Origin of the sequence: Thalassobacillus sp. CUG 92003, from assembly GCF_013618635.1 — a bacterium.
Taxonomy (GTDB): Bacteria; Bacillota; Bacilli; order Bacillales; family Halobacillaceae; genus CUG-92003.
In genome coordinates, this window is record NZ_JABLSJ010000017.1 from 40,357 (window position 1) to 66,868 (window position 26,512).

General features: G+C 43.2%; 32 protein-coding genes, 1 riboswitch and 1 other annotated feature. Of the genes, 19 read left to right on the top strand and 13 right to left on the bottom strand.

All coding sequences use genetic code 11. The annotated features are described in order from the left end of the window. Nucleotides 1-318 precede the first annotated feature (318 nt). Nucleotides 319-552: a hypothetical protein gene (locus tag HOP45_RS18940; RefSeq protein ID WP_181350944.1), complete on the top strand. Its 234-nt coding sequence runs from the start codon at nucleotides 319-321 to the stop codon at nucleotides 550-552. A gap of 65 nt (nucleotides 553-617) precedes the next feature. On the opposite strand, the gene HOP45_RS18945 is transcribed toward HOP45_RS18940, so the two are convergent. From HOP45_RS18945 to HOP45_RS18980, 8 genes are all read right to left on the bottom strand, one after another. Beyond that, nucleotides 618-1,286: an SOS response-associated peptidase gene (locus HOP45_RS18945; RefSeq protein WP_181350945.1), complete on the bottom strand. Its 669-nt coding sequence runs from the start codon at nucleotides 1,284-1,286 to the stop codon at nucleotides 618-620. 14 nt (nucleotides 1,287-1,300) lie between these two features. Beyond that, nucleotides 1,301-1,963, bottom strand: a complete 663-nt coding sequence (locus HOP45_RS18950) for a TetR/AcrR family transcriptional regulator (RefSeq protein WP_181350946.1) — start codon at nucleotides 1,961-1,963, stop codon at nucleotides 1,301-1,303. A gap of 30 nt (nucleotides 1,964-1,993) precedes the next feature. After that, nucleotides 1,994-3,016, bottom strand: a complete 1,023-nt coding sequence (locus HOP45_RS18955) for an ABC transporter permease (protein WP_181350947.1) — start codon at nucleotides 3,014-3,016, stop codon at nucleotides 1,994-1,996. Further along, nucleotides 3,013-3,735, bottom strand: a complete 723-nt coding sequence (locus HOP45_RS18960; RefSeq protein WP_181350948.1) for an ABC transporter ATP-binding protein — start codon at nucleotides 3,733-3,735, stop codon at nucleotides 3,013-3,015. The genes HOP45_RS18955 and HOP45_RS18960 overlap by 4 nt, the downstream gene beginning before the upstream one ends. A 298-nt stretch (nucleotides 3,736-4,033) precedes the next feature. Then, complete coding sequence (locus tag HOP45_RS18965; RefSeq protein WP_181350949.1) at nucleotides 4,034-4,405, bottom strand: DnaJ family domain-containing protein; 372 nt, start codon at nucleotides 4,403-4,405, stop codon at nucleotides 4,034-4,036. Between the two features lie 179 nt (nucleotides 4,406-4,584). Beyond that, nucleotides 4,585-5,367, bottom strand: a complete 783-nt coding sequence (locus tag HOP45_RS18970) for a CAP domain-containing protein (protein ID WP_181350950.1) — start codon at nucleotides 5,365-5,367, stop codon at nucleotides 4,585-4,587. Nucleotides 5,368-5,624: 257 nt separating this feature from the next. Continuing rightward, nucleotides 5,625-6,260: an MOSC domain-containing protein gene (locus tag HOP45_RS18975; protein ID WP_181350951.1), complete on the bottom strand. Its 636-nt coding sequence runs from the start codon at nucleotides 6,258-6,260 to the stop codon at nucleotides 5,625-5,627. Further along, the gene (locus HOP45_RS18980; protein WP_181350952.1) at nucleotides 6,250-6,996 is read right to left on the bottom strand and encodes a YkgJ family cysteine cluster protein; all 747 of its coding nucleotides are present in this window, start codon (nucleotides 6,994-6,996) and stop codon (nucleotides 6,250-6,252) included. The genes HOP45_RS18975 and HOP45_RS18980 overlap by 11 nt, the downstream gene beginning before the upstream one ends. Before the next feature lie 206 nt (nucleotides 6,997-7,202). Here HOP45_RS18980 and mreBH point away from each other — a divergent pair, with 206 nt between their 5' ends. The 6 genes from mreBH (at nucleotide 7,203) to HOP45_RS19010 (ending at nucleotide 11,048) form a co-directional block, all read left to right on the top strand. Further along, entirely contained in the window at nucleotides 7,203-8,210 is a 1,008-nt protein-coding gene (mreBH, locus tag HOP45_RS18985; RefSeq protein ID WP_181350953.1) for a rod-share determining protein MreBH, read from the top strand. A gap of 89 nt (nucleotides 8,211-8,299) precedes the next feature. Next, complete coding sequence (locus HOP45_RS18990) at nucleotides 8,300-8,695, top strand: VOC family protein (RefSeq protein ID WP_181350954.1); 396 nt, start codon at nucleotides 8,300-8,302, stop codon at nucleotides 8,693-8,695. Between the two features lie 72 nt (nucleotides 8,696-8,767). Then, complete coding sequence (locus HOP45_RS18995) at nucleotides 8,768-9,076, top strand: hypothetical protein (RefSeq protein WP_181350955.1); 309 nt, start codon at nucleotides 8,768-8,770, stop codon at nucleotides 9,074-9,076. Nucleotides 9,077-9,269: 193 nt separating this feature from the next. Then, nucleotides 9,270-9,632, top strand: a complete 363-nt coding sequence (locus HOP45_RS19000; RefSeq protein WP_181350956.1) for a DUF1428 family protein — start codon at nucleotides 9,270-9,272, stop codon at nucleotides 9,630-9,632. A gap of 113 nt (nucleotides 9,633-9,745) precedes the next feature. Beyond that, entirely contained in the window at nucleotides 9,746-10,093 is a 348-nt protein-coding gene (locus HOP45_RS19005) for a DUF1428 family protein (RefSeq protein WP_181350957.1), read from the top strand. A 34-nt stretch (nucleotides 10,094-10,127) separates the two neighbouring features. Beyond that, complete coding sequence (locus HOP45_RS19010) at nucleotides 10,128-11,048, top strand: ketopantoate reductase family protein (RefSeq protein WP_181350958.1); 921 nt, start codon at nucleotides 10,128-10,130, stop codon at nucleotides 11,046-11,048. A gap of 183 nt (nucleotides 11,049-11,231) precedes the next feature. Here the strand turns inward: HOP45_RS19010 and HOP45_RS19015 are convergent, their stop codons facing one another. After that, on the bottom strand, nucleotides 11,232-11,762 hold the full coding sequence (locus HOP45_RS19015; RefSeq protein WP_181350959.1) for a DinB family protein: 531 nt from the start codon (nucleotides 11,760-11,762) through the stop codon (nucleotides 11,232-11,234). 226 nt (nucleotides 11,763-11,988) lie between these two features. Between HOP45_RS19015 and HOP45_RS19020 the strand changes: the two genes are divergently transcribed. The 5 genes from HOP45_RS19020 to HOP45_RS19040 all read left to right on the top strand — a co-directional run bounded on the left by HOP45_RS19020 (nucleotide 11,989) and on the right by HOP45_RS19040 (nucleotide 15,646). Continuing rightward, entirely contained in the window at nucleotides 11,989-12,720 is a 732-nt protein-coding gene (locus HOP45_RS19020; protein WP_370458069.1) for a hypothetical protein, read from the top strand. Between the two features lie 108 nt (nucleotides 12,721-12,828). Then, the gene (locus tag HOP45_RS19025) at nucleotides 12,829-13,476 is read left to right on the top strand and encodes a hypothetical protein (RefSeq protein WP_181350960.1); all 648 of its coding nucleotides are present in this window, start codon (nucleotides 12,829-12,831) and stop codon (nucleotides 13,474-13,476) included. 122 nt (nucleotides 13,477-13,598) lie between these two features. After that, nucleotides 13,599-13,829, top strand: coding sequence for a hypothetical protein (locus HOP45_RS19030; RefSeq protein WP_181350961.1), 231 nt, complete (start codon nucleotides 13,599-13,601; stop codon nucleotides 13,827-13,829). Between the two features lie 45 nt (nucleotides 13,830-13,874). Next, complete coding sequence (locus HOP45_RS19035; protein WP_181350963.1) at nucleotides 13,875-14,867, top strand: acrylyl-CoA reductase family protein; 993 nt, start codon at nucleotides 13,875-13,877, stop codon at nucleotides 14,865-14,867. 386 nt (nucleotides 14,868-15,253) lie between these two features. Beyond that, entirely contained in the window at nucleotides 15,254-15,646 is a 393-nt protein-coding gene (locus tag HOP45_RS19040; RefSeq protein ID WP_181350965.1) for a hypothetical protein, read from the top strand. A 17-nt stretch (nucleotides 15,647-15,663) separates the two neighbouring features. Here HOP45_RS19040 and HOP45_RS19045 read toward each other — a convergent pair whose 3' ends face one another. Both HOP45_RS19045 and HOP45_RS19050 read right to left on the bottom strand, forming a co-directional pair. Then, nucleotides 15,664-15,867 carry a YwbE family protein gene (locus HOP45_RS19045; RefSeq protein WP_181350966.1) on the bottom strand — a complete coding sequence of 68 codons (204 nt, stop codon included), beginning with the start codon at nucleotides 15,865-15,867 and terminating at the stop codon, nucleotides 15,664-15,666. A gap of 190 nt (nucleotides 15,868-16,057) precedes the next feature. Continuing rightward, complete coding sequence (locus HOP45_RS19050; RefSeq protein ID WP_181350968.1) at nucleotides 16,058-16,528, bottom strand: DUF2188 domain-containing protein; 471 nt, start codon at nucleotides 16,526-16,528, stop codon at nucleotides 16,058-16,060. Nucleotides 16,529-16,683: 155 nt separating this feature from the next. Between HOP45_RS19050 and HOP45_RS19055 the strand changes: the two genes are divergently transcribed. After that, nucleotides 16,684-17,142: a hypothetical protein gene (locus tag HOP45_RS19055; protein ID WP_181350970.1), complete on the top strand. Its 459-nt coding sequence runs from the start codon at nucleotides 16,684-16,686 to the stop codon at nucleotides 17,140-17,142. Between the two features lie 115 nt (nucleotides 17,143-17,257). On the opposite strand, the gene HOP45_RS19060 is transcribed toward HOP45_RS19055, so the two are convergent. Continuing rightward, a complete protein-coding gene (locus HOP45_RS19060) occupies nucleotides 17,258-18,388 on the bottom strand; it encodes a mandelate racemase/muconate lactonizing enzyme family protein (protein ID WP_181350972.1) in 1,131 nt (376 codons plus the stop codon). A gap of 613 nt (nucleotides 18,389-19,001) precedes the next feature. Between HOP45_RS19060 and HOP45_RS19065 the strand changes: the two genes are divergently transcribed. From HOP45_RS19065 to argS, 6 genes are all read left to right on the top strand, one after another. Next, the gene (locus HOP45_RS19065; protein WP_181350973.1) at nucleotides 19,002-19,673 is read left to right on the top strand and encodes an ABC transporter permease; all 672 of its coding nucleotides are present in this window, start codon (nucleotides 19,002-19,004) and stop codon (nucleotides 19,671-19,673) included. A 26-nt stretch (nucleotides 19,674-19,699) separates the two neighbouring features. Then, nucleotides 19,700-20,689, top strand: coding sequence for an ABC transporter ATP-binding protein (locus HOP45_RS19070; RefSeq protein ID WP_181350975.1), 990 nt, complete (start codon nucleotides 19,700-19,702; stop codon nucleotides 20,687-20,689). A 20-nt stretch (nucleotides 20,690-20,709) separates the two neighbouring features. Next, nucleotides 20,710-21,432: an ABC transporter permease gene (locus tag HOP45_RS19075; protein WP_181350976.1), complete on the top strand. Its 723-nt coding sequence runs from the start codon at nucleotides 20,710-20,712 to the stop codon at nucleotides 21,430-21,432. 25 nt (nucleotides 21,433-21,457) lie between these two features. Beyond that, on the top strand, nucleotides 21,458-22,369 hold the full coding sequence (locus HOP45_RS19080; RefSeq protein ID WP_181350977.1) for a glycine betaine ABC transporter substrate-binding protein: 912 nt from the start codon (nucleotides 21,458-21,460) through the stop codon (nucleotides 22,367-22,369). 221 nt (nucleotides 22,370-22,590) lie between these two features. Further along, entirely contained in the window at nucleotides 22,591-23,397 is an 807-nt protein-coding gene (locus HOP45_RS19085; protein ID WP_181350978.1) for an alpha/beta fold hydrolase, read from the top strand. Between the two features lie 65 nt (nucleotides 23,398-23,462). Then, nucleotides 23,463-23,672, top strand: a binding site (T-box leader). Between the two features lie 70 nt (nucleotides 23,673-23,742). Then, nucleotides 23,743-25,425 carry an arginine--tRNA ligase gene (argS, locus tag HOP45_RS19090; RefSeq protein ID WP_181350979.1) on the top strand — a complete coding sequence of 561 codons (1,683 nt, stop codon included), beginning with the start codon at nucleotides 23,743-23,745 and terminating at the stop codon, nucleotides 25,423-25,425. A 71-nt stretch (nucleotides 25,426-25,496) separates the two neighbouring features. Here the strand turns inward: argS and msrA are convergent, their stop codons facing one another. Beyond that, nucleotides 25,497-25,970 carry a peptide-methionine (S)-S-oxide reductase MsrA gene (gene msrA / locus HOP45_RS19095; RefSeq protein WP_181350980.1) on the bottom strand — a complete coding sequence of 158 codons (474 nt, stop codon included), beginning with the start codon at nucleotides 25,968-25,970 and terminating at the stop codon, nucleotides 25,497-25,499. 115 nt (nucleotides 25,971-26,085) lie between these two features. Continuing rightward, nucleotides 26,086-26,204, bottom strand: a riboswitch (SAM riboswitch). Nucleotides 26,205-26,512 lie beyond the last annotated feature (308 nt).

The window sequence follows — 26,512 nt, forward strand, 5'->3', positions numbered from 1 at the left end:
CGCTTCGTGACCATTTATCGTTGGTCCTCACACTTTTATCATCGCTCTCTATGTAAATATCATCGCTCGACCTTTTATCGGCGCTTCGTGCTCAGTTATCGTCGCTCCGCGCACTTTTATCATCGCTCTCTATGTAAATATCGGCGCTCGAGCTTTTATCGGCGCTTCGTGAGCATTTATCATCGCTCCGCGCACTTTTATCATCGCTCTCTACGTAATTATCGTCGCTCCGTACCTTTTTATCAGCCTGAGTCATTAACATTTCCTGGATGATCTGATATGCTTCCTTTATTAGACCATTAACGATAGGTTGATTGTATGGACCAAGAACACGCACAGGAAAAAGAAGAAGAATTAAATGCCTATGTTATATTAGTGCTTGTACTATTCACCGGGCTTTTCAATGTTTCTCTCATGTATGGGTTGTTTATCTATGCCATATACTTGCTCGTGCGTTACTGGAAAAACAATGACGATCGAAAACGAATCAACATCCTTTTTTATTACAGCATCACCTTAATCTTATTCATACTCGCTATTAAAGGTTATTAACTATCCGTTCTCGCACACACAAAAAACGCGACCGGCCTGATCGCAGCAGGGCACGGTCACGTTTTTTATGAGGTGAGCGATTCAATACATGCTGGTCCCTCATTTTTGGGGGAATTAACGTAGTCGCTGATGTCATACGAATCTAACGCCTGGGATGGAAGGGATTGTAGAAAATCATGCGCCTGGCCAGGTTCCCATTTGATGTTCTCGATCCATTGGTCTTGTTTCTCCTCTGGCAGGATGACAGGCATACGATCATGGATGGGCGCCATGTAGGAATTAGCTTCTTTAGTCAGAATCGTACAGGTAAAGCGTTCTTCTTCATCTTGCTGCCATTTATCCCAAAGTCCTGCAAAAGCGAACAGTTTTCGATTGTGCGGAAAGATTCGCTTAGGCTGTTTACCTGATTCCGTCTTTTGCCATTCATAGAAACTGTCCGCTACGATCAAACATCGTTTACGCGCCATGAGCTGTTTGAAGCTTGGTTTCTCATGGGCCGTTTCACTGCGGGCATTGATCATTTTATAACCGATTTTAGGATCCTTTGCCCAGGAAGGCACGAGGCCCCAATGCAAGTAACCCGCTCGTTTATCTCGGCCGTCGTGGATGATAGCAAGCACCTTTTGACCCGGCGCAATATTATACCTGGGCTGATAGTCGTCGCTCAGGTACGATAAACCAAATGCTTCCAGAATCTCCGCTTCTTCAGCTAACAATGTATAGCGACCACACATGTTGCGTCCTCCTCTTACGTATTTTGTTCTCCCAGACCATGAAGAATAAAATGGACGGTCCGATCGATTTCCGCCTGATCGTCCCATTCGTGATCCGGCATGATTAAAAACCGTGTAATCAAAAATCCGATGATGGTTGTCATGATCATCCTCATAATAGTAGGTGATGGGTACTGGATGATTTGATCGTTTTGCTGATAAGTTTGAATCGCCTCTTCGAATTTCGGAAGGACTTTGGCAGCGAACACCTCTTGAAAGTGCTGCTGTAACTCTGGGTGAAACGACACTTCCTGAAGTAAAATTTTCAATAGCGGTGCGTTCTCTTTCACGAATTCGAAACGGTTATAGATTAATTTTTTCAACAAATCTTCAAACTGAGCTGGCGGCCCTTCGAATACTTGGCGGGCAAAATGGGTGGCGAAAAATGGCATCGCAAACTTTGAAATGACAGGACTGACAATTGCCATAAGCAACTCTTTTTTCGTTCGATAATGTCTAAAAATCGTTCCTTCAGCTACGCCTGCCTTTTGAGCAATTTCGCTTGTGGAAGTGGAGGCGTACCCTTTTTCAGCGAACATTTCAATCGCAGCTTCTAATATCTTCACTTGTTTTTTGGTTAATTTAAGTTCTTCGTCGCCTGCCTCAAGTAATTGTTGTAAATGATCGTGTTCAGCCATTTGAGCGCCTCCTCTTCTTTTCTCCCTCTATTATAACCTGCGATGGCGTTTCAAGGCGAACATATTCAGCAACGCAAACAATACGGTGAAGCCGCCCAGCACATATATTTGAAGCTGAAAGGACTCGAACCCCTGACCGCGAATCATAATATCACGCAAGGCTTCAGCCCCATAAGTCAACGGCATTACTTTGCCAATTGCCCTCAGCCAGGGCTCCATCGTTTCTAAGTTAAAGATCCCTGAAAAGAATACCTGAGGCACAATGACAAGCGGGATGAATTGGATCATTTGAAACTCATTCTTCGCATAAGACGAAAGCAGTGTACCAAGGCTTAAAGCAGCCAAGGCCAATAAGAACGTGACCAATAAGACATAAAAGAAAGAACCGCTCATAAACATATCCAGTGCAAATATGGAATATGCCGCAATGATAACGGATTGCACGATCGTAAAAATGCCAAATCCGATCAAATAGCCTGTTACAATTTCTCCTCGCTTTAAAGGAGTAGATAATAGCCGCTCCAACGTTCCTTGCGTGCGTTCCCTCAAGAATGACACGCCTCCTACAATAAAGACAAAGAAGAACACAAAAAAGCCAACTAAAACGGGCCCTACATTATCAAACAAATTAAAATCATTCGATCCATGTAAAAACTCCACGTCAGGATTTAGCTGCTTTCCTTCCGAAAGTTGGGCGCCAGCTTCACGAAGGATACGTAACACAGCACTATTGGCAGAAGGATCACTCCCTTCAAGCACCACACGAGGCGTCTGTTCTTCCCAACTGATCAAAGCATCAAGTTCATTTTCTGCTAACTGATCATGGGCGTCTTCTAACGTCATTTCCTTCACATTTGCATCCTGTTCTTCCACAGCTAAAGCAAAAGGTGCCGGGGTGTCCACCAAAGCTATATCTGGGGTTAATTCTTCACTATCCAATACTAACCATAATAACGTTAGGACAAACAATGGAGCTACAATCATTAAAGCTAAACTGCGTTTATCCCGCTTAAATTGCATTAAAATGCGTCGCACAATAGCCCAGGTTCTCATGACTGCTCCCCTCCATAATATAAAAATACCTGCTCCATACTCCCTGCATTGATTCCCTGTTTCAACTCCCCAGGCGATCCGCTTGCAATAACGAAACCATCCCGCAGTAAAGCCAACCGATCACATTTCTCAGCTTCATCCATAACATGGGTCGTGACAATGATCGTTGTTCCGGCTTTCTGTAAACGTCGCAATTCTTTCCAAATCGATTCACGCAAAACAGGATCAATGCCAACTGTCGGCTCATCTAAAATCAACAGAGCCGGCTTGTGCAAGAGAGCTGCCGCTAATGATAAGCGCCGCTTCATTCCTCCTGAAAAAGTTTCCACCGGCTTATTCATATGCTCTGTTAGATTAACGACATCTAAAACAGAACGGATGCTATCCTTTCGCTGCCCTTTTTTCAGTCCATATACCGAGGCAAAGAAATCCAAATTTTCCTTGGCAGATAACTCATTGTACAAAGCATCCGATTGCGCCATAAAACCGATGTGATGCATTTGCTGCAATGAAGGCATCCTGATACCTTGGACATCAACTGTCCCTGAGGACGGTCGCAGGATGCCCACGATAATTTTAACGAGGGTCGTTTTCCCCGCACCTGACGGACCCAACAAGCCAAAAATTTCCCCTTCGTCAATCGTTAAATCAATGTCCTGCAGTACATGTTCAGTTCCAAACTGATGGCTGACACGTGAAGTGGCGATCATTCGGTTCATCGTATCCCTCTTTTCGTTAATGAGTGATTACTCACTTTTATTATAGTACATTTCCATAAAGAATCAACCCACTAAAAAAGCAGCTAAAAAAACTGCTCTCAGACTCTCGAAAAAGCCTCGATGGTCTACTTTTTCCATGAACGTTTATTTTTCACCTCGGGACACGATAAAAAAACCTTTAAGCGTGGTTATTCTTGCAGGAAGCGAATGGTATTCACCCACCCGTTCGCTCAAAAAAAGCTTGTAGAGAACTCGGTGGGTTCTCTACAAGCTGGTTAAGCACGCATCATGTTAGAAACTAGAAGCCGAATTTACGATCGATTTTTCCGCTGTATTGCCGATATGCACCCGATTGACCCATCTTCCGTTTTTCCATCAACACATTGAAACGAACCTGCTTTTCTGTTAATTCTCGTTTATAATCGGCCGCTTCTTCCGGATTTTCGCAATATGCAATAAGTTCTTCAAGCGATACAATCTCCTTTTTCAATTGCATTTCTTCAGGAAGCATATTGGCATTTTTTAAAATGCGATAGCTATTGCGCATATCGTCAGGAACATGAGACAACTCATCTTTCGGTAATGGCTTACCTTTGCCTGGCAAATGCTCAAAATCACCATTTTTAATCGACTGACGAATTTTCTCTTCTATAAGATGGCCAAAATCCATCCAGCTTCTCCCCCTTCCCCCGATTTTTACCTAACCCTATTTTAGCAAAAAAAACGTCATGATATCTCAGATGAGCTCACCCCGATTGACGCGCGGTGTGAGGGGGCCAGCCGGAAAAATGCGCAACTGTTGCCACAAAAAAGAGGACTGACCCTATGTCAGACCTCTCTTTATCTTTCTTACTTCCCGATGAATTGCTGCGTCCATACGTTACCATCTTCAATATAGCCTACGCCAATATGCGTAAAGCTATCATTCATGATGTTTTTACGGTGACCTTCACTATTCATCCAGGCGTTAACAACTTGCTCGGGGCTACGCTGTCCTTTGGCGATGTTTTCCCCGGCAGTGCGATAGTCCACGCCATATTGATCCATCATATCAAACGGAGAACCGTACGTTGGACTTGTGTGGGAGAAGTAACCGTTTTGCGCCATATCGCGAGACTTTTCACGTGCTACTTCACTTAATTGTGTGTCTATTTTTAATGGAGACAAGCCCTGCTTTTCACGTTCCTGATTCGTTAACTCGACGACTTTTTGTTCAAAATCATTCAATTGATCATTTGAGTCATCGGGTTGGGAATCGTTATTATTTTCATCAGCTGTCGGAGCTTGAGTCTGATCGGATTGTGATGCATCTTGTCCCTCAGGCTGATTATTGTTTTGCTCGGAATTAGACTGGCCATCTTGCTGTTGATTTGGCTGTTGCTGGTTTTGTTCCTGCTGTTGTTTTTTAGCCTCGAATTCTTTCCAGCCTTTTTCAACATCTTTGAACCATGTCTGCAGTTCTTGCTCAAATTGTTTTACATTGAAATCTTGCCACTGACTTTGGATATTTGTGATGACTTTAAAGCCAGAATGTGAAGAACCTCCGTTACTAGCTTGTACAGTTGCAGGCCCTGCACTGGCAAATACCAAAACAAATGAAAGCAACGCTGCAACACTTATTCTTTTAAACATGCTATTCTCCTCTCCTTTGATGTAATTGAATACAGCTTCATGATAGCATAGAGGTTTTGTTACATAAGCGGGATTTTCTTCCATTGACAAGCGTCAAATGCTCCTACAATACTGAAATCCTGTTATCAGCCGCTACCGTTGTTATTCCCTTTTCATATAAATTGGAAACACCTAGTAATCGTGTTAATATTTTCACAAAAAAATGGGTTGACACCTTATAAGACAGGGGGAAATGATTACAGAAGGTTAATATTATGTTACAAATTGCGTTTTAAACTATCATATAAACTTTCTGCTAATGCCTCAACCGCCATAACACGCTCAAGTTCATCAGCATGAATGTTTCCATCATACTTTACGTCGTTCACTTCGGAGATCGTGACTTTTGCATTATCGATATGCACCCGCTTCATCTGATCCTCAGGTGATACATACCCTGGTTTTAACACACGTAAATAAAATCCCGTATATCCCGTTTTAATCACTTCAGTTGGGAAGCCTTCGATATCATGATTCCTTGTGATTTTGTAACAAGGCTGCCGAGGTTGAGTGACTTGCAACTCCGCCTCACCAAGCTTGTAAATATCGCCAATATGAGTGTTATGCTCTGACACACCTGAAACGGTCAGATTTTCCCCAAAAGCCGGAATACGGAATGTGCGTTGATAAAACGATTCCCAATAAGCATAATGCTGATGAGGATAGAGACAAACAGCCTTGTCTACACCACCGTGATGCTTTTGGTCTGCTTGCTGATCCCCATTAAAATTAAGCGTGTCTAAATACACCCGTGACGTAACAGGCTGTTTACGAATCGCGGTTTCTACCTCTCCGAATTCAGAATGCAGTGTAACCGGCATTCCAATATTGAGTGAGACGACTCTATAACTCATCCTCCATTACCTCGTTTCGTTTCATGATCCAGGCTGGTAAATAGTCATACTCCCACAAATCTGTAGGATAGTTGACCAACAGGTCTTCCCCATTTTCATAGAGGGCTTGCAGGATCTCATTCATTGCTCCCATATAATATTCATAAAGGAATTCATAACTGAACGTCTCTTTAGGGAGATCATTTTCTGCACACACTTTTGGATCGGCATAATTCAGATACGTGCGGCAGGGAATGGGGCGAATTTCGTACGCTAAACAGGTATGTGTTTCAGGGTCGAGCATCGGGCATGGCACATTAAGCTGTTTGTAAGCAAGCTTCGTTTCTTCATTATTAAAATCCATCGCCATAGCTGTTTCCAGTTTATCCGTTTCACCCCCGAAATAACCTTCCCAGTGCTGATAAATATATTCTTTACGCTCTTTCGGGAAACGTTCAATGGCACGAAGCATCATTTTGGCCTCCATTTTTGTTATCACAATCGGAAAATAACAACAAAAAGCGCAGCCTTTGAAGCAGCTTGCTTCCATGCCGGCGAATGCTTCTATGCGTCCGATTTCGTGGTCGACTTCCCCCAATAATTGCTCAAAGCCATTTAAAATAACGTCTTCAGTAGGTAACTCACTATTCAACAACTCATCTATAATACGATCAAAGAATTGCTCGTTCACGTGATACTGTTCATTGATGCTCGCGCATTTCTCGATAATTTCTTGATGTGTCAGATAGACAGACATGATCGAAACTCCTTCTTCATTCATTAGTTCTATTATACACGCCATTAAATGCTGAACACTACCCATAGGATCGGAACAAAGGGCCCTATCTCCTTAGGTTTCACTTCAGACAATTTTTCTACATTTTTCGTCTCATGTACCCCCAGAAATTTTGGTTTTTATAGGAAAAGATTTAAGAGAATCTGTCATCAATGGAGGTACGTCTAATGTTCGCTAACGCTGAAATCGGTATTGATCTTGGTACTGCTAATATACTCATTTATTCAAAATCAAAAGGTATTCTATTAAATGAACCTGCTGTTGTCGCTTTCAACACGGAAACGAAGAGTGTGGTGGCTGTCGGTTCAGAAGCCAAAGAAATGGTAGGAAAAACACCTCAGAATGTCGTTCCCGTGCGCCCGCTTAAAGATGGTGTCATCGCTGACTATGACATGACCACCCAGATGCTGAAAGCTCTGTTAAAGAAAGTCAGCAAAATCTCCGGCATCTCCATGAGAAAACCGAATGTCGTCATTTGTACGCCATCTGGATCTACTTCTGTGGAACGTCGCGCCATACATAATGCTGTCAAAGGTTACGGAGCAAAGCAAGTCAGTCTGATTGAAGAACCGATTGCAGCGGCCATCGGATCTGACCTTCCAGTTGATGAGCCCGTAGCAAACGTTATAGTAGATGTTGGCGGTGGCACCAGTGAAGTTGCTATCATCTCATTCGGAGGGGTCGTCTCCTCCCGTTCCATCCGTTTAGGGGGGGACAAAATGGATGAGGAAATCGTCCAATATGTTCGAAAAGAATACAACACACTCATCGGAGAACGTACAGCCGAAAACGTTAAAATGGGAATCGGTTATGCGTTGATTGAACACCCAGAAGAAACGATGGAAGTACGTGGACGCGACATGGTTACAGGCCTTCCTAAGACGATTGAACTTAGCTCGACAGAAATTCAAGGAGCACTGCGCGAATCATTAGAACAGCTACTAGAGACGATCAGTACGACTCTAGAAGCGTGTCCACCTGAATTAAGTGGGGATATCGTGGATCACGGTGTCATTCTCACCGGAGGCGGTTCGATGCTTAATGGTATGCAAGATTGGTTGTCTAAGGAAATTCACGTTCCTGTCCATATGGCCCCTAACCCCCTTGAGTCTGTAGCTATCGGAACCGGCCGATCATTAAAAATGATTCAACGCATTCAAGAAGCAGCTCGTTAATACGCTTTAAAAGACAGACAACCAGGTCTGTCTTTCTTTTGTTTACAAGCGTATGAGAACGGTAATTGAGGGAATAAGGAGGGAGTTATATGGCCACGCTATATCCGTATATTTTTTGTGAAAATGCACGTGAACAAGCAGACTTCTATTTAAGCGCACTTGGCGGGGAAATTATAAGTGTCCAGACTTATGATGAATTGCCTGAACCTGACCCTGAGCTCGAAGGTCGTGTCATGCATCTCGTTTTAAAATCAGCTGATATCCATTTTTTCCTCGCTGATGTGACCACTAATTCTATTCAATCCGGCACTCAAATTGATTTGACTTTAGAATTTTCGGGGCATAAAGATGCAGAGGAAGTATTTAACGGCCTCCAAGAAAATGGGCGCGTCTTAATGCCTTTTGAAAAAATGTTCTGGGGCGCATATTTTGGTCGAATTGAAGACAAGTACGGCGTTAGGTGGCAAATCGCCACAAATTCATAAAAAGTATCGTGCGCCGTGATAAAATTCATCATTTCCGGTATAATTGGGATGTCACGCACAAGGAGGATTGTCATGCACATATCAACATCTCTCAAATGGATTACAGGAATATTCGAAGCCTTGCTGGCAATACCACTGGTCGGGGGCATTTTCATCATAGGAACCGGGTGGAACGCTCTTATCTTTATGCTTATCTTTCACATCATCACCCTGGTATTCTCAATTCGTGATGACCGATTCAGTGTCGGCAGTGTGCTGGGCGTCATTGCAAGCCTCATTGGGCTGATTCCTGTAATCGGCTGGATCATGCATACATTAACAGCAATTGTTTTACTCATTGACGCTTTGATTTCCACCGGGGTTTCTAAAAACCGCGCTTGACTCGACGAAAACGTTTCGCCGAGTCTTTTTACGCTCGTCTCTATAAAATCTGCAGACGGATTACGGGCTAGGCAGTTAACGTTTATCCAGCCTGTCCAAGTCCAATATATGGGATCTTAATTATGGAGGATTAACAAAGGATATAGATAATGCTCTGTGGAAGTCTAGGTTAATGATCGTGAGGTGATAAATTATGTTTACCGTCCTTTATATCGTCCGGGTGAAAGAGGAAAGATTACACGAATTTTTATCATTAGCAAGCAAACTAGGTGATATTGTCGCTTCTTACGGGGCATCAGAAACTAACATTTGTAAAGGCGGCCTCCTAACCGGACGGCATGGTTCACTGGGTCTTCTCAATTTAATGGATGTCCCTGATGACGAAAGGATATACATGGCGCAAGTATCATTTGCAAATGAAGAAGAGTACAAGCGCGTTCTCGAAGCTATTAAAACACATGATATAGCGATGCACCTCTATCAACAGATCAAACAAGTGATTGATATGAACGAAGTCGTCTCCTCCACTTTTACTTCAGCAAGCTACCAAAAATGACACAAAGCTGATGGTTTAAGTGTAGGCTGTAATTAGAACGGGTACAACGAGGGAGAACCCAGCGAGGAGTCTGGCTTACAGTTTTGCAATCTTCTCTATAAGGAGGACATCGCATGTTTACAGTCGTTTGTTTTTTCAGGGTAAACAAGAATCATTTAGAAGAATTTCTGGACGTCACCACTAAATCAGGCAATATATTAATTGCACACGGAGCACTCGACCACCGCATATTTCGTCCTGAGGAGTTGACTGGCAAGCAAGGCTCTATGGGACTGCTTAATTTTATCGAAGTGAGTGAAGAAGAAGAATTGATGTTCGGCCAAACCATTTTCCGTGATGAAGCACACTATCATGAAGTGATGGCTCACGTATCATCAGATGATTTGATTCATTATTTGAAACAGTACCTAAAAGAAATTGTGGAGATGGACCGAGTAGTTACATCAACTTTCACAAGTTGACATCCGCATTCAAAATTTTCGGAGGTGAATCAATATGAATATTGTCGTATTAGGAGCTGGAGCATTGGGGGCATACTTCGGCAGCCGCTGGCATGAAGCTGGTCATAACGTCGTGAATCTCGTACGTGAAGGACGTGCCGAACAACTTCGCGAGCATGGGTTGAAAATACATAGCCCTCATGGAAACTATACAATCGAGCAGCCAGCTATTGCAGAAAGTCCGGACGAAATTGATGAAGCAGATCTCGTGCTTTTAGCTGTCAAAGGATATCATTTGCATGGGACACTGGAATGGCTCAAAGCGCTTGTGCAAAAAGGAGCTAAAGTTTTGCCCTTGCTTAACGGGATGGAGCACTTCACCATTTTACAAAAGGAGTTAGGTGAAGAAGCCGTAGTAGGTGGCGCTTCCTACATTATCGCTACATTGGATGAACACGGGCACGTCGTACACTCGAGTTCCTTTCATGATATTGTGTATGGACCGCTCCACCCTTCTCAGCAGCCTTTCTGCGAAGAACTGGGTGTTGTATGTAACCAGGCCAACATTAACTCTCGACTGAGCCCGAACATTCTGGAGGATTTGTGGAAAAAATATATGTTCATTACTGCATTTTCCGGAATTACAACAGCTGCTAACTTGCCTATTGGAGAGATTCGCAGTGTACCCGGAACATTCAGGATTGCCGAACGGATGCTTGAGGAAATGAAAGACCTTGCTAACGGGCATAACGTCTCTGTTTCTGATGATGACGTCCAACAAGCTTTTGCTAATTTGAAGAAACTCGACCATGAAGCAACCTCTTCTATGCACCAGGACCGGAGGAAAGGGCTGCCGCTTGAAACGGAACATCTGCATGGAGGGGCACTTCGGCTAGCATCTGAAGTGAACCTATCTCTCCCTCATACCGAAACCATTTACGGACTAATTAAGCCGTTCAGTTACTTTGATAACTGAGCGTGGGAGTGGTTATTAAATAACTGTGCCTTACCACCGTTCAAACAAAGAGGTTGAGACTATACTGAATAAAACACAAAGGCCGAACGATTTCGCTAAAATTGTTCGGCCTTTTTTGTTTGTCAAAGAAGGCGTCTAATGACTACCGCTTCGCCACGGCCTGCCACTGTTAATTAACTAAAGTTATTTATGTTTCTTCAAAACGCCCAAATACGCTTCCCACGGTCCAACGTCATCCCTGTACCGTTCTGACATAGCCCTTACAATCTGAGAGATGTGGGTTAAATCGTGCACCACCCAAGTTGACAGTAATTCGCTTAGCTTTACTTCCCCAAAGGCAGGATGCTCTCCTGTTAATTCAAACTGTTCCTCAGATTTTAATAGTCCGATTACTAGATTGATATTCTTTACGCGAAGGTGTTCAAACTCAGTTAGTTTTTGGGCGATTGAGCTCTGTGGTGGGTTTGTTATGTGAGCATCTCGATCAAATGGAGGAAAAGCGTTATCGCCCCCCTCCTCAACAATCGTTTTTATTCTAGGAATCCAGTTATGTTTCTCACACTCGATTAAATGATCGACTACCTGGGACGGATCCCATGTTCCGTTCCCTTCATTACATTGCAGCCAACCCTCCGATAAACCAGATAACAGACTCTCTAATGTTTTTGGCGTCCGTTCTAGCACTTGAATGGCTTCGTTTAGAGAAAAATTCATATGCAACCACTCTCCCATCTTCAGTTTTTTTAAAGCTCCTCCCCGCTTCAATACGTATGGTTATATTTTAATACAACCATTTATAAATGGAAGACGTTTCATGAATAAATCTCCCCACCCTTATACCCTCACAACATGAATACTTACTCATTTTTCTCTTTCCAAATCTTGCCGATTCCTGTATATTGGTACCATCTCTGCTATAGTAGCCGAAGGATGGATGCGCGTGAAATCTATATATATCATACTAAGCGATACAGGTTCACTCTTTAATAAAGCTCTTAAAACTGTAACCCTCGCCCCCTATAACCACGCGTCGCTGGCCCTTGATGATAACCTGCGAAGTATTTACAGTTTTGGCAGGCGTGAGCCATCGAATCCTTTCTGGGGCGGCTTTGTTAAAGAAGATTTTGTGCAAGGAACGTTCAGTTGGTTCCCCGAAGCGACGTGTGCCATTTATGAACTACGCGTCACCCAACGCGAATATCAAAGGTTAGAGCGCATTATTAAAGCTTTCGAACACAAGTATAAGCACTATTTGTACAACTACATCGGCTTGCTCGGTATTCCTGTCAATCAGCCGCTTCAGCTGCCGGCCACTTATTTTTGTTCCCAATTCGTTGCTGAAGTGCTCCACAGAGCGGGGCGTTCTTTATTCAAAAAAGCAAGCTCTCTCGTCACTCCTGACGACTTTCGACAATGTGCAGATTTGACCCTCGTTTACCAGGGGAGGCTATACGACTACCCGAAGCTTTACTCCCGCTCCTTTTACCAGCCGTGGCGATATCGCAGTTTTCCCATGCGTAAATATATCAAGCAACAATTTAAAGGGGAAATTCTCGGGATGCCTGAATCCGACCATAAACATTACTATTTTCGGGATGGATTCATTAAACCAAAAAAGGTCTTCTTAACTAGAAAACTTCATAAATTGACTCGAGCGGTTTTGCGAAAATGAAACCAGCCTGTAATCGACTGGTTTTATCATGCAGAATGAAAAGGTAACCGCTCTATTAGTTCCTGACATGGTACAATAGATGTAATATCCGGATTTGGAGTAATCGCCATGAGAATTTTTAATCAAAATCAAAGCAAGCCGCAAACTATATATGAAGTATGTATGATTATCCTGGCCAGCTTGTCGGTTGCGACTATTTGGAATGATACGGAATATAGCAGCTATATCGTATGGATAACCTGGGGCATCTTCTTTCTCGATTTCATGTATCGTTTATACAATAGTGAAAGCAAATGGGAATTCATTAAAAAGCATCCATTCATCGTCATTGCCGCTATCCCGCTTGATGCAGTGTTCCAATTTGCCCGATTCGCCCGCATTCTCCACTTGCTTAGACTGAAATCGATCACAAAATATTACACGAAACCGTTTATCCGCTTTTTGAAACGCCAGCATCTTATGATGGTATTTGGCCTGACCTTTATCTTCGTATTTATTTTAATCATTCCGCTATACCAGTTGGAATCCGAATTAACAAGCTACTGGGAGGCTTTTAAGAGCGCCTTATTGGCGATCACGTTTTTCGGTCAAACAAATTTTGAGCCGATCACGCGAATTGGAGATGTCATTCTCGTCATCCTTACCATTTTTGGCGTCATCCTTCACGGGCTGATCATCAGTACCGCAATTGATATGATTTATAACACCAAAACAGTCCAAGCCATCATAGCTAAATTTAAAAAGACAGGCGATTAACATCCTACACAGAAGCTGACCCCTTCTGTGTTTTTTTATGCCCTCTGAACTGATGAGGAGGTTTAACCCCTGTGGAAAACAGGAATGAGTAGCATGTAAGCATCATTTGGAGGTGAGATTCCATGACTGGAAAAAAGAATAATAGTGAACAGCCCGTCAAAAAAGAAAACAAGAAGAATAACTTCCGCAAAATAGAAAAAGACAGCAGCATTGAAGAAAAACTAAGAAAAGAACAAATGATGGAAGATATCCCCCTTGAAGATATCCGTCAGGAAGAGATTGAACAGGAAAAAGGTGAAAAATCTAAAGATAATTCGTCGACTGAAGAAGATTATGACGAAGACTTCAAATAATACGCGCACACAAATCATCAATTATATACAAAATGAGGTGGAAATGTGCAACAAACAGAATTCCGTGCTTTTCGTGTTAACCAGGAGGATGACGCCTTTTCAGCCCAGGTGGAACATTTAACGACAGATGATTTACCAGCTGGTGATTTGCTCATCAAGGTTCACTACTCAAGCGTCAATTTCAAAGATGCTATGACGGCAGTACCCGATAGTAAAATTGCCCAGAAGCATCCTTTAACTCCCGGTATTGATTTAGCCGGAGAAGTCGTAGAATCATCTCATGCAGGTTATGTAAAAGGCGATCAAGTCATTGCTACCAGCTATGAAATCGGTGTCTCCCATGACGGCGGCTACAGTGAATATGCCCGTGTCCCTGCAGAATGGACAGTGCCTCTACCTTCCGGGATAACGTTGGAGGAATCCATGGTATTCGGTACAGCCGGATTTACGGCAGCGCTATCTATCGATTTGCTTGAAAAACAAGGGATAACACCAGAAGATGCTCCGATCCTCGTTACAGGGGCGACCGGCGGTGTCGGCAGCATGGCTGTAGCCATGCTCTCCCATTTAGGTTACGAAGTCGTTGCAAGTACGGGTAAAGAAGCTGAAGGATACTTGAAAGAATTAGGAGCAAGCGACGTGATTTCCCGTAAATCTGTCTATGATGGAAACCTCAAACCGATCGGGAAACAAAAATGGGCCGCGGCAGTGGATCCGGTAGGCGGTGAACCTTTAGCATCCATTTTAAGTCATTTAAAATATGGCGGAGCAGCGGCTGTGAGCGGATTAACAGCAGGCACTCAAGTTCCAACGGCTGTTTTTCCATTCATTCTGAGAGGGGTCAGTTTACTCGGCGCAGATTCCGTTAATTGCCCCATGGAAAGAAGACAGCACATTTGGAACCGTTTAGCCTCTGATATGAAGCCGGAAAATAAGCTTGATACCATGAAAGACATGATTACGTTAGAAGATCTACCAAATGCTTTATCGACAATTTCAGAAGGTCAGGCCCGCGGCCGGATGGTTGTGAAACTGTAACTGTACGGGTAGTACGTGCAAGAAACATTCTCATGAACATTGACAAACTTCAATTCATATTGTATAGTTTTGAATTAGTGTTTCACACGCAACTTGAATCGTAAGCTAGATTGTGTCAACCTGTTATGTTTTTTGACACGACTTATTCACACTGGATCAGCTTCGGAGCTGTAAGGATGCAATAGAGGTAGGGATTGCGTCGTATAAGTAAAACTACCATGGAAAAGAACCGCGGCTAACTATGGTTCATTTAACTGCTTGCGAAATTGGCAAGTTGCTTGACGAAGCTTATCATTCGTCGAAATAATGCACTTACAAGCGGGTCAGACATCGTCTGACCCGCTTTTCCAATTTATAAACACTATTATCATAAAGGAGGAGCTTCTATGTCTCGTTATTTAAACAAGCTGGAGCCTGAAGACGTAAGGTTTTTATTGGATTATTCGGAGTTGCAGGCATGTGTGGAGGAAATGCTGGGCAGCGCCTCAGATCTTGTAAAGATTCAGATTGCTGCTGACACCATTCAAGATGCCTATGATGTCACGGTCACCCGACCAATGGTCAAGATGGAAGAAAAAAGTATGATAAATGAGCAGGACCGCCACCGCCTCCTCGAAAGCGGTTTTACACTGGGCGAACCATTTGAAAATGGCGACCAAGCTTTAGAAACTATTTTCGGTACGACGTATACGGTCATCTCAGCTACCGAAGAAGAGGAACCATTCTTTACGATTGAACTTCCTTACCGTGATTTCTTGAACTTGAAACAAAACGGATAGACTTATGCACCCCAGTATTATGAAGATACTACATTTTTTACGCGACCGACTTGACCATCTTGCAGACGTACTTTGATCCCATGCGGGTGTTGAGGCGAATTAGTCAATATATCCTTCACGACTCCTCGCGTCAATGCCCCTGTACGTTGGTCTTTCTTTAATACAATCTCCACTTCTGCTCCTGGTTGAATGTTGCTGCGCTGTTGTCCATTTAAAGTCATGTTCATCCTACTCCTATCCTCTGTATTCACTTTCACCATCTTACCTTAATGAAGGGGCGACGTCCATCCATTGCCTTATTAAAGGTTATTAAACGTAACTCGTTTGGTATATCTTATAAGCACCTAAAAACCCCCTCAGAAAACCGGTATTAAACCCTAATCATAACGGTTTTCTGAGGGGGTAACATAATTAATTGTCCCGATCTGAATAGGCGACTTGATCCTGAATCGTACCATCCTGCCGATGGATGATGGCCTGAGTCCCTTTATTTTCTGCAATCTCCTTTGCCCGCTTAATGGCTTCGTCTTTCACATCAAAGACTTCTGAAGGTTTGATGGCATCCTCTGCCTGGACTGCCCAACCGTCCTCGTGACTGACAACATGCTCACCTTTTTCAAGTAATTCTGGCCGATTCTCATATTGCCGATCTTCCTCATCACGTTCCTGGATATCCTGATCGCTTTTGCTCTTCAAATTGTTAATTTCTTCTTGAGAGGCATTATTATACCACTCTTTCGCTTGCTCAGTCGCAATGGGTATCGCTCTGCCTTCATTATATCCCTCATCTAACATGGCATTGCCAATTTCAATCGCTTTTTTTCGTACAGCTGTATCTAGATTCTTCAATGAACTCGGATAATCATTCATATCCCATGGCATGTCCGCCACCTCCCTTAATGATTTATAACTCTATTTAACCTTTTCCTTTTCCTAAATCAGCTAAACCTCTACAAGACCATTCGTGTGGTTTTCTCATTACGAATTCATCATGCTATAATAATGGAGCAACTATCAAAGAATTTTACGGAGGTTTCATGCTTACATTTGAAGAAAAAATCGCACTGATCGAACAGTTTGAAGAATTAGAGAAAAAAGAAGTGTCGCTAGGACGTGTCAACTTTCACTTTGAAGAAAGCAGCACCGACAAGAAAAACGTGGTCTACCACCTCCATCCGAATGGAAACGGCTTTGTTTATGCCGGGGAACTCGAAGGTTATCCTACGGACCAAAAAGGAATGGTCAACATTAAGGATTATTCTGCTGAACAGTTAAACACCCTGGTCCGTGAAGCAATAGAATCACTTAAACCACAACCCCATGATGATGACGAAGAACGAATCGAAGAATGGGTGAACCAGGATGACCACCTTCTCGTGCTGCTCAAAGAAGGGGACGGCTGGAACGTTTACGCCGGAGTGGATTTAGATGGAACGTTCAATTCCTATTGGGAAGCAGCCGATTTTCTGGAACAAGAAGGGTTTAGCCGTATTTAATCCAACGCGTTTTTCCTAAACCTTTAAACGAACTCGAAGCTTAGCTTCCTGGAACAGAGGCTATCATAAAAAACGCCTCCTCCACTATCGCATGGAGGAGACGTTTTATTCAGTTCTATTTACCGCCTACATAAACCGATTCAATCTTATATTTTTCCAATGCCTCACGATTGAGTTCTATGCCAAGTCCCGGCTGTTCAGACAAAACCAGTTCCCCTTCTTCATTAGGAACCAAATGCTCTGCCATAATAAAATCTCTGCGATTCGGGGACCAAAGCGGCGGATCATAAGGGAATTCGAGATAAGGGCAATCACTGAGAGCTGCTGCCAAATGAAGATTTGCCATTACCCCTATTCCGTTACTCCACGTATGCGGACTGCACCAGTGCCCGCTTCCCTGGACAAGATCGGCTATCTTCTTGACTTTTGTTATCCCGCCAGCAAGTGCTGCGTCAGGCTGATAAACATCAAGTGATCCGTGAGCGGTCATTTCTCGAAAATCATGCCATCTTCGATTCATCTCTCCACCCGCAATTCGGATACCCGTCATATTACGTAATTGAGCCATTCCTCGAAAATCATGCGCAGGTAGCGGTTCTTCCAACCAATAGACGTTCAATTTCTCTAATTCCTTCGCCACTTGGTAGGCCTGTTTTAAATCCCATGTACGACCTGTATCCCAGGGCATTTGCCAACCTTGATTGGCGTCAACCATTATATGAAGCTTATCACCCACACTATTGCGTAGTGCCTCCACCACCTTCAGATCATCACGCACATCTTCATGATGAAACCGAATCTTCATCGCTTCATAACCTTGCTCGATTAATTGATGAGCACGTTCCACTCTTTCTTCGGGAGACACCATTTCGCCTGTAGAGGCATACGCTTTTATTTTGTTCGATTTAGCTCCCAACAGTTTGTAGACAGGCTGATTCGCTGCTTTGCCCATCAAATCCCACAAGGCTATGTCCAATGGCCAGCATCTTCCATAATGGAAATCAATGTTGTCAAGCACTTGAGAATGGCGCTCAATTGCAAATGGATCTTCCCCTATGAACAAGTGTTCATGGCCTTTAAATCCCACCATTAAATCGCCTGAACCGATGCCTGTGATACCTTCATCGGTATGTACATAAACAACTGTCGCCGCGAACTTATCTCTAGGTGCCGGATCCCATGCAGCTTTGAATGGGGGGGTTAGTGGTAGCAGATAGTGTTCAATTTGAATCGATGTTATTTTCATCTTCTTCCCGCCTTTCTTATAAATAGAAGCTAAGTTAAACATTGTTGTTGATTGATCACAAAAGCATTATTCAATTATAGAGCAGTTATCTGGAAGTATCGGCTTCGAGTTAATATGGTGTTTGGGGTTTCGGGGACGACTCGCTTTCCGCTGGCAGCAGCCGAGCCTCTTAGAGCTATCGAATTGCTGGAATTCCAGCCGCCAAATCGTTTCCAAACTGATTCTTCCTGATAAAAGCGCTTATATGTAACATCAACACCGAAATATAACAGAGCCAATAATAAAGTGCCGAAGCGAACTGCTGCGGCACTATTCTGACTCACCATAACAAAGTCATGTTCTCCCTACAAATAGAAGTCACGCATATTTAAAGCGATTCAGATCGATATCAAGCTATAATTGTTCTCTGATGGATACATATATCCCTTTTATTACATCTCATGCGAAAATACTACATTATACCCAATTTGAAGTTTCTGTTCGGTTTCAGTATTATTAGAATTGTCGATTTGTGACGAAATACTACATACTCGTTTTCAATATGAATGATTTAGTCTCTATTGGATTGAATCATTCGTTTTTTCATTCTCGTAAAAGGAGGTGTCACCTTTTCATGAACAAAAATTCGAACCTTTCCCGTGAAGTTATCGGTTACTTTCAAGATAATGTACAGCTCCTGATTGAGCTAACGGTCGAGCACGTTCAATTAGTGGGATTGGCCGTCATCGTCGCTATTATCATTGGTGTTCCTTTGGGCATCTATTTAACTACTAATGAGAGCCTAGCTGGGACAGTTTTGAATCTTGCAGGGGTTATTATGACCATCCCAAGCATTGCCTTGTTCGGGATTATGGTCCCAATCTTTTCTGTCATCAACCAGGGGATAGGGTTTCTGCCTGCCTTCGTTGCCCTCATTTTATACTCTCAGCTGCCGATCATACGCAACACATACACAGCTATTAAGAATGTCGATCCCCAAATACGTGATGCGGCTGAAGGAATCGGTATGAAAACTTCCCAACGCTTATTCCGAGTAGAAATTCCGAATACCCTTCCAGTCATTATGGCCGGTGTTCGAACAGCAGTTGTACTCAACATAGGAATTGGTGTTATCGCAGCTTTTATTGGGGCAGGAGGGCTAGGTGAACTGATCACACAGGGAATTTCCAGGGGAAATCAAGAGATGATTATAGCAGGCTCTATCGCGATTTCTATCCTCGGTATCTCGGCAGATATAATATTACGGTTCATCCAAACCCTGCTTACACCTAAAGGATTCACATAAGCAGGATTCACAAAAGGAGGATTGCCTTGATTACTTATGAGAACGTTTCTAAAGTTTATAATGGTGAGGTTAAGGCCGTAGATGATGTCAGCTTTCATGTAGAAGCTGGCGAAACCGTTGTGTTACTTGGACCTTCCGGATGCGGAAAAACAACACTATTGCGAATGGTCAACGGATTAGAATCAATCACAAACGGAGACATTCAGATTGATGGAAAAAGTACCAGCGCCCTCAATAAAATTGACCTTCGGCGTAATATCGGCTATGTCATCCAAAGTAATGGTCTTTTTCCAAATATGAACATTGAACAAAACGTTACAGTTGTACCTGACTTATTAGGATGGGACCGCAAGAAAAAAGGGGACCGTTATAATTATCTTATGGATCTCGTTGGGCTGAACCCTGATCAATTTAGGAAACGATACCCACATGAATTATCAGGTGGCCAGCAGCAACGCATAGGCGTTGTACGAGCGCTAGCCGCAGATCCGCCTGTCATGCTGATGGACGAACCCTTCGGAGCACTGGACCCCATCATACGCGAACGTGTGCAGGATGAGTTCCTTCACATTCAACAGGAAGTTCATAAAACGATTTTGTTCGTTAGCCACGACATTGATGAAGCCATCAAGATGGGAGATAAGATTGCTCTCATGAAGGATGGGAAGTTGATGCAATACGACCCACCTGCTGATATGCTCAGTCAGCCGAAAAATGATTTTGTCTCCCAATTCGTGGGGCAGGATCGAACTTTGAAACGCTTAAATATCCACACGCTGGCTGACCTTGTTCAAGTGATGGACTTAAATGAAAGTGATGCTACGATCGAAGAGACTAAAGAATTACTTGTCACATCTTCTCTACGAGATACGTTAAGCCTCATCCTTGACCAGCAGGTACGTCAAATCATTGTAGTCGACAATAAAGGAAACAACTTGGGCGCAATCGACTTTTCCATTGTAAAAGACTACCTTTCTACCAGAGGCGGAACGGAGTCACTCAGTTTTAGTTCATGAAACAGACGGGAGTGATGAGCATGAAACAAGAGTTAATGACCAAAATTATCAAAGTTGTATTAACGATAGCCATTGTCTGGTTTTTTTACTGGGCATTAACAAATAACTATTTTGCTAAACTCTTTGAAAGCCCTAATGAATTTTTTGTACTTCTCCAACAGCATATGACGTTAGTAGGTATCTCCTCATTACTTGCTGTTGCAGTAGCTCTGCCCTTGGCCATATTTGTTACCCGGCCAAAATTTAAACGGACCGAATGGTTTATTTCAAATATTGTAAATTTCGGCTATACAATTCCGAACATGGCTATTTTAGCTTTAATGATGGGTATCCTGGGCATCGGTTTTAAAACCGCCCTCTTCGCTCTTTTCCTTTACTCCATTTTGCCAGTCTTCCGTAATACCGTTGCTGGCATCCATTCGGTTAATTCGAATTTAATTGATGCTGCTAAAGGTATGGGGTTCAAGCCACACCAAATACTGTTACGTGTTGAATTACCAAATGCGGCTTATTCCATTTTAGCAGGCATTCGGACAGCTGTTGTAATTAATATCGGCGCGACAGCCCTCGCCTCGCTTGTCGGTGGGGGCGGTCTCGGAAATTGGATATTCACAGGCATCAAGATGTTTGACAATGGCATTCTACTATCGGGTGCCATTCCGATCATATTATTAGCGCTGCTGACGGATTTAATATTACGAGGCATCGAAATACTCGTGGTCTCAAAAGGCACAAGAGTATAATTACAGAATTAGGAGGATTTTTTACATGAAGAACGTTTTTCGTTTAACACTAACTTTATTACTCTCAACCGTATTACTTACGGCATGCGGAGGCTCAGGAGGAGCGTCCGGCGATAAAGAGGTCACAATCGGCTCAAAAAGCTTTACTGAACAACTGCTCCTGTCCAAGATGACAGCGATGCTGCTTGAAGATAACGGCTTTTCTGTTGAAGAAAAAAATAATATGGGGAGTAATGTTCTACGCTCTGCACTTGAAAGCAAACAAGTGGACATGGCGTGGGATTATACAGGGACAGGTTTGGTCACATACTTAGATGAAGACCCCGTGCCCAATGCTGAAGAAGCCTTTGAGCGCGTTAAAGAAATCGATAAGGAAAACGGAATCGACTGGGTCAACTTGTCGGAAATCAATAACACCTATACCATTATGATGCGTCAAAAGCAATCGGAAGAAATAGGCATTACAAAACTGAGTGAGCTGGCCGAATATATGAATAATAATAGCGGCGAAATGACTCTTGCAACAGACGTGGAGTTTTCAGAGCGTCCCGATGGTCTCGACGGACTTGAAGAATTTTATGGGTTTGAGTATGGGGCTGATCAAGTTGAAACAATGGATTTAGGGTTAACGTATGAATCACTGCAAAAGAAACAAGTGGACACAGCTGTAGGATTTGCTACCGATAGCCGCATCGAGGATTACAACCTCGTCAATCTGGAAGATGACAAACAATTCTTCCCTGACTACACCGCTGCCGTTGTCATTAATGAAGGAATTAACGAAGAATATCCTGAAATAGCTGAACTGACAGCGGGCATCTCTGATAATATGAATAGTGATACGATGAGAAAGCTGAACTATCAAGTAGATATTGAAGAAAAAAGTGTTAAAGATGTCGCTGAACAATGGCTGACTGATCAAGGACTGATTGAATAACGCTGAGGAAAAAAAGGCCGGTGCATGTGCATGCACCGGCCTTTTTTGATGATTAATTTAAACGAACCGTTTCATCAGAAAAATAATAGACGGCATCTTCACGAATTAATTGAGATACATTATTAAAATCATTCGAATTCGTTTTATCGCAGCTTTTGGAATAAGCGAACAACTTCCTTCATACATTTATACGATATCGATTACGTGAGGAGTGTGTTGTCATGCCGTACGCAGCCATCGAAGAAGATGTTCAGCTTTATTATGAGGATGAAGGCGAAGGGGATGTGATCATCTTCATTCACGGTGTCTGGATGAGCAGCCGATTTTTTAAGTATCAGATTCCTTATTTTCAATCTAACTATCGCACAATCGCACTTGATTTAAGAGGGCACGGCTGTTCTTCCCATCCCGATGATGGCCATACAGTAGCCACTTATGCTCAGGATCTCCATGCCTTTATCCGAACCTTAAATTTAGAAAACGTCACACTTGCCGGCTGGTCGATGGGCGCTTTTGTTATTTGGGAATACTTGCACCAGTTTGGTGAGGATAACGTAGCAGCTACTGTGATCGTAGATGAGTTAGCGTCAGACTTTAAGTGGGATGATTTTGAAATGGGTGCGTTCGACCTCCCCTCCCTTACCTCTATGATGAGAGCAATCCAGACCGATCAGAACGGCTTCCTTACATCGTTCATTCCTTTAATGTTCAAATACGAGCTTGAGGACGAAGACCTTGATTGGATGCTGAAGGAAACCACCGCCCTGCCTGAATCGATTGCCAGCGCCATCTTATTTGATCAGTCTGTCGTGGATTGCCGTCCGTATTTACCTGATATCAAGGCCCCTACCTTACTTTGTTTCGGAAGAGATGAGAAATTGATTCCTGTTGCAGCTGGTGAATATTTACTGGAGCACATTCCTCATGCTCAACTTGAAATATTTGAAGAGAGCTGTCATTGTCCGTTTATTGAAGAGACGGAAAAGTTCAATACAGTCGTGGATTCGTTTCTTCATTCGCTTAAATAATTTCTTCAATTGCCAAAGGTTGGGTTGCGTTTGTTCATGTAATCGGCTATAATCTGATGAAATAAAGAAAATCGATGAAAAAGAGAGTAACTTGTGACAATCTGCCAGCGAATCAGGGATGGTGTAAGCCTGATCAGGGCGTCATAAGTGAACCGGACTTTTGAGATGCTTCCTGAACATTCACAGTAGGGCAGGCCGGGGTACCCCCCGTTATCATGTTTGAGTGACTTTTATAGTTATGAGAGTGGCACCGCGAGCGTAAACTCGTCTCTTTTTTGAGACGGGTTTTTTTATTTTTCTGACCAATAACGTTAGTGTTGTCCCATTAATGGAGGAGGGGTAAAGATGGAGAAAAAAATACTGGCATTGCAATTAACACACATTCTAGGTGAAGATTTCCCGCGAGACTGGGTCGAGGGGTTACTGGAAGTACCAAAGCAGCCACAACTGGGAGACTTGGCCTTCCCCTGCTTTCAGCTTGCTAAATCCTTCCAAACATCGCCTGCTATCATTGCCAAAGATCTAGCCGCCAAACTGAAACATGACATCATTGCACACGTGGAACCGGCTGGAGGGTATGTGAATATCTTTTTGAATCAGCGTTTTATCACCCAGCATACCTTAAAAGAAATTTTAAGCGAGCAGCAGTCATTCGGGAACCAGACCTTTGGCAACGGCCAAACGGTCCTCCTTGACATGTCTGCTCCAAATATCGCTAAACCTTTTTCAATGGGGCATCTTCGCTCCACCGTAATCGGTAACGCGCTTGCGAATTTGGCAGAGAAATGCGGCTATCAAACGGTCAAAATTAATTACCTCGGTGACTATGGTACACAATTCGGCAAATTGTTAGCAGCTTATAAACTGTGGGGAGACGAAGAAAAAGTCCGCGAAAACACGATTGAAGAACTCACTAAGCTATACGTCACCTTCCATGAACAAGCTCAACAAGATGAATCTTTAGTTGACGAAGGACGGGAATGGTTTAAAAAACTGGAAAACCAAGATGAAGAAGCCATAGCTTTATGGCAATGGTTCAAAGACGAATCCCTCGAAGCATTCGACACAATTTATGAACTGCTCGGCATCACGTTTGATTCCATGCGAGGAGAGGCGTATTATACCGACAAAATGGAAGCAACCGTCCATTTGCTGAACGAACGCAATCTTCTGCAAACATCTGAGGGCGCCCAAGTCGTGAAACTGGAGGAAGAAAACCTGCCTCCCTGCCTTATTAAAAAAAGCAACGGCACCACCATTTATGCGACGCGGGACCTGACGGCTGCCATCGACCGCTATAACACGTATCAATTTGACGAAGCCCTTTATGTCGTAGGCAACGAGCAATCCCTTCATTTCCAACAAATAAAATTAGTTCTGGATAAGCTCGGATTTGAATGGGCCAAAGATGTTAAACATATTGGATTTGGAATGATGCTGCAAAGTGGCAAGAAAATGTCAACACGTCAAGGGAAGACGATCCTGCTGGAAGATGTTCTGCATGAAGCCATTAACACAGCTGAAACCAGCATCCACGAAAAAAATCCCACGCTCCAAAACAAGCGTGAGGTAGCCAGACAAGTGGGGGTTGGCGCTGTTATTTTTCATGATTTAAAACACGACCGCCGCAATGATGTAGAATTCTCGCTCCAGGACATGCTTACGTTCGAAGGTGACACGGCCCCTTACCTCCAGTACGCTTATGCGCGTGCATTTTCATTATTAAGAAAAGGAGAATTCGATCGATCACAAGCAGATATTGATTGGCACGATTCCCAAGCTTGGCCGGTCATTAAACAATTACGTGCTTTTCCAGAGGTCATTGCTCAAGCTTATACCCGTTATGATCCTTCAAAACTGGCTCGATACTTGCTCGATGTGGCCCAAGCTTTCAACACGTATTATGCGCATACCAGAATCCTTGATAAGGAGCAAGCAACGGCCCGCTTAACGCTCGTATACAGCTTCACCATTGTAATGAAAGAAGGCTTGTCAGTTCTTGGCATCCAAGCACCCTCTGAAATGTAACTCAAAAAGCCGAACGAATTCCAAATCGTTCGGCTTTTTCAATCCGTTTTGTCCCTGCATTTTATTTATGATCAGCTGATACCACAAGAAACAGAGCCATGCTTTTGAAAATAATGTTGATGGTGTTCTTCTGCTTCATAAAAGGCACAATTTTCTCTTATCTCGGTTACAATAGGGCGTTTGAAAATCCCCTTTTCTTCCCACTGCTTAATTTTTTGCTCTGCAACTTGCCGCTGGCTGCTATCGGAACAGAAAATCACTGAACGATATTGCGGGCCAACGTCAGCGCCTTGTTGATTTAAAGAGGTTGGATCATGTGCTTCAAAAAATATGTTCACCAATTCTGCGTAAGTAATGACATTCGGGTCATACTCTATTTTTACGGATTCTGCGTGCCCAGTGCCTCCCGCTTTGACCTGTTCATAACTTGGGTATGGCAAATGACCGCCTGAAAACCCTACCCGTGTATCCGTTACCCCTTCAAATCGTTCAAAGAATGCCTCTACTCCCCAGAAGCAGCCTGCACCAAAAATTGCTGTTGTCATCGTGTCATCTTTCCTTTCCTCAACGCAACTTCTTGACCAAGAGATCGACGCTTTTGCAGTCACAAAAGACCCCTTTCTCATCCAGAGAAAGGGGTCGTAATAATATCGTACGATCCTCTCATCTCTCAAGGTATAATACCTTGCAGGATTTGGCACCGTTCTCGTCAATCAACAGATTGATTCGATGGTTGCCGGGCATCTAAGGGCCAGTCCCTCCGCCTCTCTGGATAAGAAGTTTCCGTTATGAATTTATGTTAATTATCATCATACAATGTTTTTGTAGTGAAGTAAAGGATTAACTTCAAATTTTTTAAATGGTGTGGAGCCCTCTCTCCCTACCATTATATTTGGCTTAAAAGCATTGTATGTTCATTATTTTCCTGTTTCTTACGCAGGAGAAAGCCGAGCGGCTGTTAAATTGCAATACTTGATTACACTTTATTCAAGGTAAAGCTTAATGTTCAAGATATTCCAATAGAGATAGGGAGAGGTGGCTAACCTCCATCCCTCTCACACCACCGTACGTACGGTTCCGTATACGG

Excerpts from the sequence above, each read along its gene's own strand:
- HOP45_RS19050 (WP_181350968.1), bottom strand. The coding sequence starts at position 16,528 with ATGCCATGGGATATGAATGATTATCCGAGTTCATTGAAGAATCTAGAT.
- HOP45_RS18965 (WP_181350949.1), bottom strand. The coding sequence starts at position 4,405 with ATGGATTTTGGCCATCTTATAGAAGAGAAAATTCGTCAGTCGATTAAA.
- argS (WP_181350979.1), top strand. The coding sequence starts at position 23,743 with ATGGAGAAAAAAATACTGGCATTGCAATTAACACACATTCTAGGTGAA.
- HOP45_RS19005 (WP_181350957.1), top strand. The coding sequence starts at position 9,746 with ATGTTTACAGTCGTTTGTTTTTTCAGGGTAAACAAGAATCATTTAGAA.
- HOP45_RS19000 (WP_181350956.1), top strand. The coding sequence starts at position 9,270 with ATGTTTACCGTCCTTTATATCGTCCGGGTGAAAGAGGAAAGATTACAC.
- HOP45_RS19010 (WP_181350958.1), top strand. The coding sequence starts at position 10,128 with ATGAATATTGTCGTATTAGGAGCTGGAGCATTGGGGGCATACTTCGGC.
- HOP45_RS18980 (WP_181350952.1), bottom strand. The coding sequence starts at position 6,996 with ATGTCTGTCTATCTGACACATCAAGAAATTATCGAGAAATGCGCGAGC.
- mreBH (WP_181350953.1), top strand. The coding sequence starts at position 7,203 with ATGTTCGCTAACGCTGAAATCGGTATTGATCTTGGTACTGCTAATATA.
- HOP45_RS18940 (WP_181350944.1), top strand. The coding sequence starts at position 319 with ATGGACCAAGAACACGCACAGGAAAAAGAAGAAGAATTAAATGCCTAT.
- HOP45_RS19055 (WP_181350970.1), top strand. The coding sequence starts at position 16,684 with ATGCTTACATTTGAAGAAAAAATCGCACTGATCGAACAGTTTGAAGAA.
- HOP45_RS18960 (WP_181350948.1), bottom strand. The coding sequence starts at position 3,735 with ATGAACCGAATGATCGCCACTTCACGTGTCAGCCATCAGTTTGGAACT.
- HOP45_RS18995 (WP_181350955.1), top strand. The coding sequence starts at position 8,768 with ATGCACATATCAACATCTCTCAAATGGATTACAGGAATATTCGAAGCC.
- HOP45_RS19045 (WP_181350966.1), bottom strand. The coding sequence starts at position 15,867 with ATGACTTTAAATGGACAACAGCGCAGCAACATTCAACCAGGAGCAGAA.
- HOP45_RS19060 (WP_181350972.1), bottom strand. The coding sequence starts at position 18,388 with ATGAAAATAACATCGATTCAAATTGAACACTATCTGCTACCACTAACC.
- HOP45_RS19025 (WP_181350960.1), top strand. The coding sequence starts at position 12,829 with ATGAGAATTTTTAATCAAAATCAAAGCAAGCCGCAAACTATATATGAA.
- HOP45_RS18970 (WP_181350950.1), bottom strand. The coding sequence starts at position 5,367 with ATGTTTAAAAGAATAAGTGTTGCAGCGTTGCTTTCATTTGTTTTGGTA.
- HOP45_RS18955 (WP_181350947.1), bottom strand. The coding sequence starts at position 3,016 with ATGAGAACCTGGGCTATTGTGCGACGCATTTTAATGCAATTTAAGCGG.
- HOP45_RS18975 (WP_181350951.1), bottom strand. The coding sequence starts at position 6,260 with ATGAGTTATAGAGTCGTCTCACTCAATATTGGAATGCCGGTTACACTG.
- HOP45_RS19065 (WP_181350973.1), top strand. The coding sequence starts at position 19,002 with ATGAACAAAAATTCGAACCTTTCCCGTGAAGTTATCGGTTACTTTCAA.
- HOP45_RS19040 (WP_181350965.1), top strand. The coding sequence starts at position 15,254 with ATGTCTCGTTATTTAAACAAGCTGGAGCCTGAAGACGTAAGGTTTTTA.
- HOP45_RS19080 (WP_181350977.1), top strand. The coding sequence starts at position 21,458 with ATGAAGAACGTTTTTCGTTTAACACTAACTTTATTACTCTCAACCGTA.
- HOP45_RS19085 (WP_181350978.1), top strand. The coding sequence starts at position 22,591 with ATGCCGTACGCAGCCATCGAAGAAGATGTTCAGCTTTATTATGAGGAT.
- HOP45_RS19030 (WP_181350961.1), top strand. The coding sequence starts at position 13,599 with ATGACTGGAAAAAAGAATAATAGTGAACAGCCCGTCAAAAAAGAAAAC.
- HOP45_RS18990 (WP_181350954.1), top strand. The coding sequence starts at position 8,300 with ATGGCCACGCTATATCCGTATATTTTTTGTGAAAATGCACGTGAACAA.
- HOP45_RS19015 (WP_181350959.1), bottom strand. The coding sequence starts at position 11,762 with ATGAATTTTTCTCTAAACGAAGCCATTCAAGTGCTAGAACGGACGCCA.
- HOP45_RS18950 (WP_181350946.1), bottom strand. The coding sequence starts at position 1,963 with ATGGCTGAACACGATCATTTACAACAATTACTTGAGGCAGGCGACGAA.
- HOP45_RS19075 (WP_181350976.1), top strand. The coding sequence starts at position 20,710 with ATGAAACAAGAGTTAATGACCAAAATTATCAAAGTTGTATTAACGATA.
- HOP45_RS18945 (WP_181350945.1), bottom strand. The coding sequence starts at position 1,286 with ATGTGTGGTCGCTATACATTGTTAGCTGAAGAAGCGGAGATTCTGGAA.
- msrA (WP_181350980.1), bottom strand. The coding sequence starts at position 25,970 with ATGACAACAGCAATTTTTGGTGCAGGCTGCTTCTGGGGAGTAGAGGCA.